The organism is Paracoccus sp. FO-3, from assembly GCF_006386455.1.
Taxonomy (GTDB): Bacteria; Pseudomonadota; Alphaproteobacteria; order Rhodobacterales; family Rhodobacteraceae; genus Paracoccus; species Paracoccus versutus.
Genome location: NZ_VCBQ01000131.1, coordinates 1 through 10,861, shown reverse-complemented (window position 1 = coordinate 10,861; position 10,861 = coordinate 1). Strand labels below are relative to the sequence as shown.

The following is a 10,861-nucleotide window of genomic DNA, read 5'->3' as shown; positions in this document are numbered from 1 at the left end:
ATTACGCGGCCGCCTTCGACGACGCGACCTTCGTGTTTTGGAGCGGCCTTGGCTTCCGGCCTGACTCTGACAGTCCGATGCCGGTCACGTTGGAGGTGAAGATCAGTTTCCGCCAGGAAATTCCCGCCGGCAGCGTAGTCCGCATTGAGGCGCAGGTGAGCAAGGTTGGCAACAAATCTGTTGGCCTGACCTTTACTATGCGTGAAGCGGGCGGTGATGAACTGGCCATCTGTGAGGTGGTCGAGGTCTTTATACACCCAAAAAGCCGCCGGAGCTGTCCGATCCCTGCGGCCCTGCGGGCAGCTCTGTCGAAAGAGTCCCATTCACCGCCAGGTTGAGTAGCCCTTTGATCTGCATGGATACCCGGAGCATCTTCCTTCCAAGGCATTCGGAACCAAGGTCATGGGTAATCCCGAAGTGAGAAGACAGTCCAGCATGACGCTACGCCTGCTTATCCTGGCTTGTCTGACCAATGCGGTAATGGGGCTTCTCTATGTCTGGAGCCTGTTTCTCCTGTCGCTTGAGGCTGCGCTCGGGGCGCCGCGTTCAGCGCTTAGCCTGATTCCTGCGTTGGCACTCGTCACCTTTACTCTCGGCATGATGGTGCATGATCGGCTGCTCGCGGCATTGAGATTCCGAGCCTTTTCGCTGCTTGCCTTCGGCTTCGCAGGCGGCGGGCATCTTCTCTTTGCCTTCGACGGAGGCTACGCGGCGCTGCTGACTGGCTATGGTATGCTGTTCGGGCTGGGAGCGGGACTCGGCTATGGGCTGGCGCTCGCATTGGTGACCCGGCTACCCACCAGAGTTCGGAGCCTGGGTCTCGGGCTGGCGATGGCTGCCTTTGCGATCAGCGGGGTTGTTTTGTCGGGCCTCTTTGCCCAACCAATCCGTGAGACGGATCCGACCGCAGGCTTTCTGATCATCGGCCTCGCTATCCTCGCGGCAGGATCGGGGGTGACTGCCTTCCTGCCAACCCAGCCAGCGCGGCCAATGGCGGTGCAAGAGTGCGCGCGGCCGGCCGCAAAGCCTCGTCGCGGCGTGCGCGGTCCGACTGCAGCGCCGGGTCAGCCCGCTTCGCCAGATGATCGTAATAGGTGGACGGGGCGATCGGCAGCACGCTGCAGATCGGCTCGACCCGGTGTGTTTCCCGAAGCGTATCAATGAACGACACCATCACTTCAACCGGCGGTCGAGCTCCGCCATGGCAAAATACGCGCTCGCCTTGCGCAGGATCTCGTTGGCTTGCCGCAGCTCGCGGTTCTCGCGCTCCAGGGCCTTCAGCTTCGCGGCCATCTCGGTCGGGATCCCTGTGCCTTCCGCTGTCCACCTCTGCCTTCTTGACCCAGTCGTTCAACGTCTGCGCCGAGCAGCCGATCTTCGCTGCAATCGACATGATCGCCTGCCAGCGCGATGGATGCTGGGCCTCGTTGTCGAGAACCAGCCGCACGGCACGTCCGCGCACTTCAGGGGAAAACTTGCTCGTCGTCTTGCTCATGATGCTCCATCCCTGAACTTGGTCAACTCGATCGACGACGGATCGCGGCCCTTGTCGGACTCGCACCACATGCCAATGAGTTGGGACACCGCCGCGGTAAACGCAGTATATGGGGTGGACGTGCTGCGATCAGGCCGGCTCTCTATCTAGCAGCACTCACCGCCAGCAGGTTCGACCCGCGGGTTCCACGCCTTCAAAGAGCACTTCCTTGCGTCCGGAAAGGCCAGGAAGCTCGTCATCGTCGCTTGCGTGCGTAAATTCCTGACTGTGCTCAACGCGATGATGAGAACCGGAACGGACTACCGAGACGCAATCGCCTAAAACACAGTTCCTACTCAGGAGTTGGCGCCTCCGGCAAATCCGGCGCGGTTCACTGGCGCAGCCCCTCATTCGTCCAAATCCTGGGATTATCAAAACAAATTTTAGTCCCGCTGCAGCGGCGGATAGCCTCGTCCCCAGCAAACCGATGGAGGACGGATCCGATGACCGACGACATGCTTCATGTCATGGAATGGCACAATGGCGAGAAGGATTATTCCCCCTTCTCGGATGCCGAGATGCAGCGGCGCCAGGACGACATGCGCCGCTGGATGGCCGAGAACGGCGTCGATGCGACGCTGTTCACCTCGTATCATTGCATCAACTATTACTCGGGCTGGCTCTACTGCTATTTCGGCCGCAAATACGGCATGGTCATTACCCAGGATGCGGCGACGACGATCAGCGCCGGCATCGACGGCGGCCAGCCCTGGCGGCGCAGCTTCGGCAACAACGTCACCTATACCGACTGGCGGCGCGACAATTTCTATCGTGCGGTGCGGCAGCTGACCCCCGGCGTCAAGCGGCTGGGGATCGAGTTCGACCACGTCAACCTGGACTTCCGCCGCCAGCTGGAAGCGGCGCTGCCGGGGGTGGAGTTCGTCGATGTCGGCCAGCCCTCGATGTGGATGCGCTCGATCAAGTCGGCCGAGGAACACAAGCTGATCCGCGAGGGCGCCCGCATCTGCGACGTGGGCGGCGCGGCGGTGGCCGCGGCGGTCAAGGCGGGCGTGCCCGAGCACGAGGTCGCCATCGCCTCGACCAATGCCATGATCCGCGAGATCGCCGCCTCCTTTCCCTTCGTCGAACTGATGGACACCTGGACCTGGTTCCAGTCGGGCCTCAACACCGACGGCGCGCATAATCCGGTGACGAACAAGAAGATCAAGTCCGGCGAGATCCTGTCGCTGAACTGCTTCCCGATGATCTTCGGCTATTACACCGCGCTGGAACGCACGCTGTTTTGCGACAGCGTGGACGATGCGAGCCTGGACATCTGGGAAAAGAACGTGGCCGTGCATCGCCGCGGGCTGGAGCTGATCAAGCCCGGCGCGAAATGCAACGAGATCGCGCTGGAACTGAACGACATGTATCGGCAATGGGATCTTCTGAAATACCGCAGCTTCGGCTATGGCCATAGCTTCGGCGTGCTTTGCCATTATTACGGCCGCGAGGCGGGGGTCGAGCTGCGCGAGGACATCGAGACCGAGCTGAAGCCCGGCATGGTGGTCAGCATGGAGCCGATGGTCATGCTGCCCGAGGGCGCGCCCGGCGCCGGTGGCTATCGCGAGCATGACATCCTGATCGTGACCGAGGACGGGGCCGAGAACATCACCGGATTCCCCTTTGGTCCCGAGCATAACATCATCCGCAATTGACCCGGCTGCGGGCAGGAAAGGGGCGGGCCCGCGATTGCGGGCCCCTTCCGCCTTGGTCAGGTGCCGAACTCGGCCCGCAGCGCGGCGACGATGCCTTTGGTGCAGACCTCGAGCAGCAACTCGCCCTTTTCGGCCGAGGCGTCCTTGGGCGAGGAAAGCGTGCCCGGTGCGGGCGTCCATTCCGGCTTGACCGGGTAGACGTCATAGGGCGGGAAGCTGGCCGGCTCGACATCCACCGCCCGCGACAGGTCCACGAATTGCGGGTAGAGCGCCAGCATCAGCGATGTCTCCAGCACGCCGCCATGCTCCAGATCCCAGCCGGGAAAGCCGTCGGGGTAAAGCCGGGCGATGTCCGCTTCGCCGACGAAATCCCAATAGGACAGCACCACGATCTTCATGTCGCGGATGCCGTCCCAGCGCAATTCGCGCAGGGCCAGGTCGATGCCCTCGATGATGAACCAGGAATTCTCGAAATGCCCGTTCACCATGCAGATCCGGCGCACGCCATGGCGGGCGAATTCCTTGATCACGTCGCGCAAGGCCGCGACCAGCGTGGCGCCGTCCAGGCTGGTGGTGCCGGGCAGGTGGTTGCCGCCGCCGGATTTCTGATGCGACTTGTAGCCATAGGTAAAGGGGGGCGCCACCAGCCCGCCGATGTCCAGCGCGGCGCGGCGGGCGAATTCAGTCGGCAACAGCACATCGACATGCAAGGGCATGTGATGGCCGTGCTGCTCCATCGAGCCGATGGGGATCAGGATGGGCGTGGCGCCGTCCCTTACCGCGGCGTGGTAGTCGGGCCAGGCAAGCTCGGACGCGAATGCTGTCTTCTTCGGCATGATGCACCTTCTTGGGAAAGGGGGATGCCGGAATTAGAGTTTCGCCTTGAATATAAATGAAATATATAGTCGCAATCCTTGCATTGCGGGGGCAAATCCATGGCTGGGATCACCAATCTTCCGACCGATCTGTTGCGCAGCTTCATCGCCGTGGTGGAACTGGGCGGCCATTCGCGGGCAGGCGCGGCGCTGGGGCGCAGCCAGCCGGCGATCTCGCTGCAGATCCGCCGGCTGGAGGAGCTGGTGCGTGCGCCGCTCTTGACGCAGGAGGGCCGCAACATCCTGCCCACCCCGGCGGGCGAGGCGCTGCTGAGCTATGCCCGCGAGATGCTGCGCATCAACGACGAGGCGGTCAGCTATTTCCACCGCTCGGACAAGACCGGCGTGTTGCGCATCGGCCTGCCGACCGATTATGCGGTGGCGTTCCTGCAAGGCACGCTGACCCGCTATATCCGCGACCATGCCGAGGTCGAGCTGGAGGTGCATTGCGACCTGTCCCGCGAATTGCACCAGCACCTGCGCTCGGACGACCTGGACATCATCGTGGCGGTGATGCCGACGGCGCGCATGCCCTATCTTTCGCGCATGTGGACCGAGCAGCCGATCTGGGCCGCGGCCGAGGACTTCCATCCGGCCGCCCATGCGCCGGTGCCGCTGGGCGCCCATCCCGAGGGCTGTGACTATCGCGCCCGCATGATCCAGGCGCTGGACGCCGTCGAGCGGCGCTGGCGCATCGTGTATACCGGGCCAGGCATCTCGGGCTTGCAGAACGCGGTCAGGAACGGGCTTTGCGTGACCGCCCTGACCCGCGCCACCATGCTGCCCGGCATGCGCATCCTGACCGAGGCCGAGGGATTCCCGGCGCTGGAGCCCTTGCGGGTCGGGCTGTTCTACAAGCATCCGCGCCTGTCGGCGGCGGGGTTGCAGCTGGTCAGCGATCTGGTGGCCGACCTAGACAGCGTGGGATCGGGCATCCATGCGGTTTCCGTGTGAAACCGGGGCCATAACGCCTGCAAATGTCAGGATTGGAAGAACCGATTTTGCATGGATGCCGCCTTCTCCTAGCCTGTCCATAGCAAACAATCAGAACAATCAGACAGGGTGATGAGATGACACAGGATGATCGGGGCGCGCGCCCCGCGCTGTCGCGCCGAGGGGTGCTGGCGATGGGTGCGGCGGCGCTGGCCACGCCGATGCTGTCGCGCCGGGCATTCGCCGCGCCGACGCAGCTGACCATGCTGGCCTGGTACGGCCATGCCGAGCCCGACATCGTGGCCGAGTTCGAGGCCGAGAACAACGTCAAGTTCGTGCCGAAATACTATACCGGCGGCGACAACATGCTGGGGCTGATCTCGCAAAGCCCGCCCGGCACCTTCGACGTGATCCTGTCCGATGCGGAATATGTCCAGCAGCTGAACGCGGCCGGCTATATCGAGGCGCTGGACCCGGCCGACTATCCCTTCGACGAGTTCTTCCCGGAATTCCAGAAGTTCCCCGGCCATTGGGACGGCGACACGCTGTATTCCGTCATCACCCGCTTCGGCTTCCTGGGCGTGGCCTACAACACCGACGCGCTGACCGAGGCGCAGGCTTCGACCTATGACGTGCTCTGGGATCCGGCGCTGAAGGGCAAGGTCGGGCATTTCGACTGGCACCTGCCGAACCTTGGCCAGATGAGCCTGCTCAACGGCAATGCCAGCCCCTATGACATCGACGGGGCGGCCTGGGATGCGGTCAAGGAAAAGACCATGACCCTGCGCCCGCAGATCGGCGGTTTCTTCGACTATGGCGGCACCTTCTCGTCACTGAACAACGGCCAGATGCTGGCCTTCGCCGGGATCGGCGACTGGATCACCGGCACGCTGGAGCGAAACGGCGCCAAGGTTCGCTCGATCATCCCCGAGCAGGGCGGCTTGCAGTTCACCGAAAGCTTCTCGATCGGCAAGGGTTCGTCCAAGGCAGATCTGGCGAAGAAATGGATCCAATACATCACCTCGGCCAAGGGGCAGTCGAAATCGGCGCAGATGGCGGCCTATCCCTGCCTGATTCCCAGCCAGAAGGGCTGGGAGGTGCTGAACGCGGAAAATCCCGACGAGGCCCGGCGCCAGGGCATGGTGCCGGGGGAAAGCAACGTCATGGACCTGATCCGCTCGGGGCGCATCAAGTATCGCCAGCTTCCGGTGCAGCAATCGCTGGAAGAGTGGAACGACTTCTGGTCGGACTACAAGAGCGCCTGAGCCCGAGGTGGCCGGTGCAGCGCGCCGGCCGCGCCGCCCGTCCCCCGCCGGAGCTTGCTAGATGCGACGTCCCGTCTCGCTTTACGGACTGACTTTCTCTCTGCCGCTGCTGATCTGGCAGCTTCTGTTCTTCGTCTTCCCGCTGGTCTTCCTGGTCGCGCTCAGCTTCTGGACCGTGCGCAATTTCCGCCTGGAGGCGGGGTTCGACACGGTGAACTGGGTGACGATGTTCGGCCGCCCCGTCTTTTGGCAGGCTTATGCCACCACGCTGGCCATGGCGGCCGGCGCCGCGGCGCTGACCAGCGCGCTGGCCTTTCCCTGCGCCTATGCCATCGCCTTCAAGCTGTCGCCCGCCGCGCGCCGCTGGGCGGTGTTCCTGATGGTGATCCCCTTCTTCACCAGCTATCTGGTGCGGGTCTATTCCTGGCAGGTCTTCCTGTCGGATGTCGGCATCATCAACGTCATGCTGGGCTGGATCGGGCTGGGCCCCTTCCGGCTGCTGAACACCATCGGCGCGACCATGCTGGGCTACATGACGCTTGGCTTTCCGCTGGTCGTGCTGCTGCAGCTGTTCAGCCTGGTCTTTGTCGACCGCACGCTGATCGAGGCGGCGCATAACATGCGCTGCGGCAGGCTGCGCACGGTGTTTGCGGTGGTCATCCCCTCGGCGCGGGTCGGGCTGGTGATCGCGGCGCTGTTCAGCTTCATCCTGTGCTTTGGCGATTTCGTCAGCCCGATCTATCTGGGTGGGGGCGATCCGACCACGCTGTCCATCCTGATCACCGACACCACCAAGTCCGGCCAGCAATGGCCCCGCGCGGCGGTGATCGCGCTGACCATGATCGCGACGCTGATGGTCGTGGCCTTCCTGGCCGTCCGCTTCGCCTACAAGGGGCGCACGAAATGAGGGGTTGCACGAAATGAACGAACAGAACGAACTGAACCGCAATCCGCTGATCGACGCGGCGCTCAAGCTCTACGTGATCCTGGCCTATCTGTTCGTCTTTGCGCCGATCCTTGCCAGCTTCGTGTTTTCCTTCAACTCGGACCGTTTCCCGTCGATCCCGCTGGGGCATTTCTCGACGGAATGGTATCGCGCCGTCGCCGCGGACCCGCTGGTCTGGGAGGGGCTGCGCAACACGCTGGGGGTCGGCGCGGCGGTGGGGATGATCTCGACCGCGCTGGGGTTCGGGGCGGCCTATACGGATTACCGCTATCGGTTCTTCGGCAAGCAGGTCTACCTGGCGCTGGCGCTGCTGCCGCCCACGATCCCGGTGGTGATCATGGGGCTGGCGATGCTGGCTTACCTGTCGCGCATCGACCTGTCGGGCAATGCGCTGTCGGTCATCATCGCCCATGTGGTGATCTGCGCCCCCTTCGCCATGGCGGTGATCCGGTTGCGGCTGTCGCAGATGGACCCCTCGCTGGAGCCGGCGGCCTGGAACCTCGGCGCCTCGGAATGGGCGACGATGCGCCATGTCATCATCCCCTTCACCCGGCCGGCGATCCTGGGGGCGCTGTTCATCACCATGGCGGTCTCCTTCGACGAATTCGCCATCGCCTGGTTCGTGTCCGGCCTGAACGAGACGCTGCCGGTCAAGGTGCTGGGTTTCCTGCAGGGCCAGGTCAGCCCGCGCATCAATGCCATCGGCACCTTCGTCTTCGTGACTTCGATGACCCTCGTGATCCTGGCGCAGCTGCTGCTGTCGGGGCGCGGCCCCGCAACCGACAAGGAATGAATCCGATGCAAGAACCCCTGGTTTCCTTCGAGGGCGTCGCCAAGCGTTTCGGCAGCTATGTCGCCGTGCAAAAGATGGACCTGCAGATCCACAAGGGCGAATTCCTGGCCATCATGGGCTCGTCGGGCTGCGGCAAGACCACGACGTTGCGCATGCTGGCCGGGCTGGAGGCGCCTAGCGAGGGCGTGATCCGCCTGGCGGGCCAAGCCATCAACGACCTGCCGAGCTGGAGCCGCGACACGCCGATGGTCTGGCAGAGCCTGGCGCTGTTTCCGTTCCTGAACGTGATCGAGAATGTCGAGTTTGCGCTGAAGATGCGCGGCATAGGCCGTGCCGAGCGCCGGCGGCGGGCCGAGCAATGGCTGGAGCGCATGCAGATCGCCGAATTCGCCGACCGCAACATCGCCCAGTTGTCCGGCGGCCAGCGCCAGCGTGTCGCCTTGGCGCGCTCGCTGGTGGTCGAGCCCGAGATCCTGCTGCTGGACGAGCCCTTGTCGGCGCTGGACGCGGCGCTGAAGGTCAGGATGCAATCGGTACTGAAGAACCTGCAGCGCGAGACCGGCATCACCTTCGTCTATGTCACGCACAGCCAGTCCGAGGCCTTTTCGATGGCCGACCGCGTCGTCATCATGAGCCGCGGCAAGATCGAGCAGATCGGCACCCCGCAAGAGATCTATCGCACGCCGCGCACGCGCTTCGTCGCCGATTTCCTGGGCTCGTCCAACATCTTCCCCGGCCAGCTGACGCGCGACGCGGGCGGCCGCGCAGCCATCGCCACCCCCAGCGGCGATTTCGTCCTTGCCGGGGGCGGGCGGGCGGCAACGCCGGGGCAGGCGGCCAGCCTGATCGTGCTGGATACCAAGATGCAGATCCATTTCCAGCCGCCGTCGGACGCCGTGAACACGATCGAGGCGCGCATGATCGGCGAGGAATTCATCGGCGCCACCGCCACCATCTATTTCGAAACCGGCGCGGGACAGGAAATACGGGTGCAGAAATCGCATGAAGAACTGGCTGATCTTCCGCTGGCCGTGGGCCGCTCCTTCCATCTGTCCTGGTCGCCCGCCGACGGCCATCTCGTGCCGGAATAGCCCGGGACGTGACGCGCCGCCGCCCCTGGCCGGCGGTCCTGGCCGCCTTTCCCATGCCGGGGCCTATGGGCTGTTCTATGCCGGGCGGCTTTGTCCCTTTGCGCTTGCGGGGGGGTGGGGCACGTCCCATCTGCCGTGTCGCGGGGACGGAGTCTTCTCGCTGCTTGCCGGTCAGGGCCGGCAACAGGCAGGATGCCTGTTGGAATGGCCTTGTGGGTGAGACGGGTCCGGCGTTTCCTGCTTCCGCGATCCGAAACCGCGTAGCAGGGCGGCTGGGCCTGCCGGGCGGCAACTCCTCCCTTCTTGAGAGGTCAGCGCCCTATGCCTCGCGGATCTCTCGTGGCCGTCTGCGAGGATTGCCTGTCTAGGGGGGCAGTTTCCCGACATGCGCTGTTTCGGCTTGCAGCTTGGGCTTCGGGAAGTTTCTGCGGCTGGCAACGGAGTGGTTGTTTTCAAGGTCGATGATGACGCGGGAGGTTCTCATCCATACGGTCGCTTATGGTGGAGCCGACTGGATCAAGCGTATGCATCCGGCGTAGGCCATTGTTACGCAGCTTTTGCGGCAGGGCCGCCCTTTCAGTTCCAGGGCAGTAATTCTGGCAGGCGGGACAGGGGTGTGTCGGGCAGTCGCGCGAGCACATCGGCGAGCCAGGCCTGGGGATCGACGTCGCTTATTTGGCGGTGCCGATCAGGGAATACATGAAGGCGGCGCGGTCGCTACCGCGGGGCGAACCGGCAAAGAGCCTGGCTTTCCTGCCGAGGGCGATACCGCGCAGGGCCTGTTCGGCGGCATTGTTGGTAAGGCAGATGCGACCATCGTCGAGGAAGCATGTGAAGGCGTCCCAGCGGCCGTCTTCCTCGAGCATGTAGTGATGGCCTTGGCGATGGGGTTGTGCTTCGACATCCGGGCGCGTTCGGATCGCAGCCAGTCATGCAGATCGCCGAACCCAGCGCGACGGCCTGTCCCTCGAAGGCATGACCGGGATTGGTGGGTTGGGAACATATGGCATGCGTCCAATTGTGAAGTATTGACCTAAGTGAAGAAAACGTTTTCTATCGCAACATTGCGATTCAGAATCATCTGTGGTGGTCGCGATCAAGAGGGAGTGTGGAATGATTAAAATAATGAAAAATAAAGAGAAATTTTTTCAATTTCGTCAAGTTTGCACAGTGCTTGGCATCGCGGCGCTTCCGCTTTTCCTAGTGGGGACCCCGGCATTGGCGGACAAGCTGGATGATATCGTTTCCAGCGGCGCGCTGCGCTGTGGTGTGATGCTTGATTTCCCGCCTTTAGGCTATCGTGACGCCTCGGGCAACCCGGCCGGCTTCGATGTCGAGACCTGCAATGACATTGCCGCGCAACTGGGCGTCAAGCCCGAAATTGTCGAGACCCAGGCGCCGCAGCGGGTGCCGGCCTTGGTTTCGGGAACGGTGGACATCGTCGTTGGTGGCACTACCCCCACCCTGGAGCGCGCCAAGACCGTGACTTTCACCGACCCCTATAACGTCGGCAAGCTGGTTGTCGTGACAGGCAGCGCCAACAGGATCTCTGGCTTTGACGAACTCAAGGGCAAATCCGTCGCATTGGTTCGCGGAACTCTGCCTGAAACCGCCTATCTGGCAGCCTGTAACGGTTGGTCCGAAGGCTGCAAGAACCTGTCGCTGGCGAACAATGCCGAACAGATCACCGCTGTGCGGCAGGGCCGCGCAAATGCAATGATCGAGACAAACTCGTTCATGTGAGAATGGCGGTGCGAAATTAGTCC

At 63.3% G+C, this 10,861-nt stretch carries 11 protein-coding genes, 2 pseudogenes and 1 other annotated feature; of the genes and pseudogenes, 10 read left to right on the top strand and 3 right to left on the bottom strand.

Annotated features, from left to right (window positions below; translation table 11 throughout):
• On the top strand, positions 1–338 hold a 338-nt coding region (locus tag FE811_RS23455), incomplete at its 5' end, for a thioesterase family protein (protein ID WP_140848982.1).
• A gap of 97 nt (positions 339–435) precedes the next feature.
• Positions 436–1,164: a hypothetical protein gene (locus tag FE811_RS28825; protein WP_370362699.1), complete on the top strand. Its 729-nt coding sequence runs from the start codon at positions 436–438 to the stop codon at positions 1,162–1,164.
• Positions 1,100–1,216, bottom strand: a sequence feature (AL1L pseudoknot). It overlaps the preceding gene by 65 nt.
• An 81-nt stretch (positions 1,217–1,297) precedes the next feature.
• Here the strand turns inward: FE811_RS28825 and FE811_RS28820 are convergent.
• A pseudogene (locus tag FE811_RS28820) lies at positions 1,298–1,495 on the bottom strand (transposase); the annotation flags it as partial.
• 8 nt (positions 1,496–1,503) lie between these two features.
• Here FE811_RS28820 and FE811_RS28815 point away from each other — a divergent pair.
• Both FE811_RS28815 and FE811_RS23440 read left to right on the top strand, forming a co-directional pair.
• Positions 1,504–1,752, top strand: a complete 249-nt coding sequence (locus FE811_RS28815; RefSeq protein ID WP_083539252.1) for a transposase — start codon at positions 1,504–1,506, stop codon at positions 1,750–1,752.
• A gap of 225 nt (positions 1,753–1,977) precedes the next feature.
• A complete protein-coding gene (locus FE811_RS23440; protein WP_116221329.1) occupies positions 1,978–3,192 on the top strand; it encodes a M24 family metallopeptidase in 1,215 nt (404 codons plus the stop codon).
• A 56-nt stretch (positions 3,193–3,248) separates the two neighbouring features.
• On the opposite strand, the gene FE811_RS23435 is transcribed toward FE811_RS23440, so the two are convergent.
• The gene (locus FE811_RS23435; protein ID WP_116221328.1) at positions 3,249–4,028 is read right to left on the bottom strand and encodes a creatininase; all 780 of its coding nucleotides are present in this window, start codon (positions 4,026–4,028) and stop codon (positions 3,249–3,251) included.
• Positions 4,029–4,127: 99 nt separating this feature from the next.
• Between FE811_RS23435 and FE811_RS23430 the strand changes: the two genes are divergently transcribed.
• From FE811_RS23430 to FE811_RS23410, 5 genes are all read left to right on the top strand, one after another.
• Complete coding sequence (locus tag FE811_RS23430; protein ID WP_036752790.1) at positions 4,128–5,021, top strand: LysR substrate-binding domain-containing protein; 894 nt, start codon at positions 4,128–4,130, stop codon at positions 5,019–5,021.
• Between the two features lie 116 nt (positions 5,022–5,137).
• Positions 5,138–6,265 carry a spermidine/putrescine ABC transporter substrate-binding protein gene (locus FE811_RS23425; RefSeq protein ID WP_116221327.1) on the top strand — a complete coding sequence of 376 codons (1,128 nt, stop codon included), beginning with the start codon at positions 5,138–5,140 and terminating at the stop codon, positions 6,263–6,265.
• A gap of 61 nt (positions 6,266–6,326) precedes the next feature.
• Positions 6,327–7,172 carry an ABC transporter permease gene (locus FE811_RS23420; protein WP_036752796.1) on the top strand — a complete coding sequence of 282 codons (846 nt, stop codon included), beginning with the start codon at positions 6,327–6,329 and terminating at the stop codon, positions 7,170–7,172.
• 13 nt (positions 7,173–7,185) lie between these two features.
• The gene (locus FE811_RS23415; RefSeq protein WP_036752799.1) at positions 7,186–8,004 is read left to right on the top strand and encodes an ABC transporter permease; all 819 of its coding nucleotides are present in this window, start codon (positions 7,186–7,188) and stop codon (positions 8,002–8,004) included.
• A 5-nt stretch (positions 8,005–8,009) separates the two neighbouring features.
• Positions 8,010–9,095 carry an ABC transporter ATP-binding protein gene (locus FE811_RS23410; RefSeq protein WP_116221326.1) on the top strand — a complete coding sequence of 362 codons (1,086 nt, stop codon included), beginning with the start codon at positions 8,010–8,012 and terminating at the stop codon, positions 9,093–9,095.
• Between the two features lie 576 nt (positions 9,096–9,671).
• Here the strand turns inward: FE811_RS23410 and FE811_RS23405 are convergent.
• Positions 9,672–10,035: pseudogene (locus tag FE811_RS23405) on the bottom strand (transposase); the annotation flags it as partial.
• A gap of 185 nt (positions 10,036–10,220) precedes the next feature.
• Here FE811_RS23405 and FE811_RS23400 point away from each other — a divergent pair.
• Positions 10,221–10,838, top strand: coding sequence for a transporter substrate-binding domain-containing protein (locus FE811_RS23400; protein ID WP_181180940.1), 618 nt, complete (start codon positions 10,221–10,223; stop codon positions 10,836–10,838).
• Positions 10,839–10,861 lie beyond the last annotated feature (23 nt).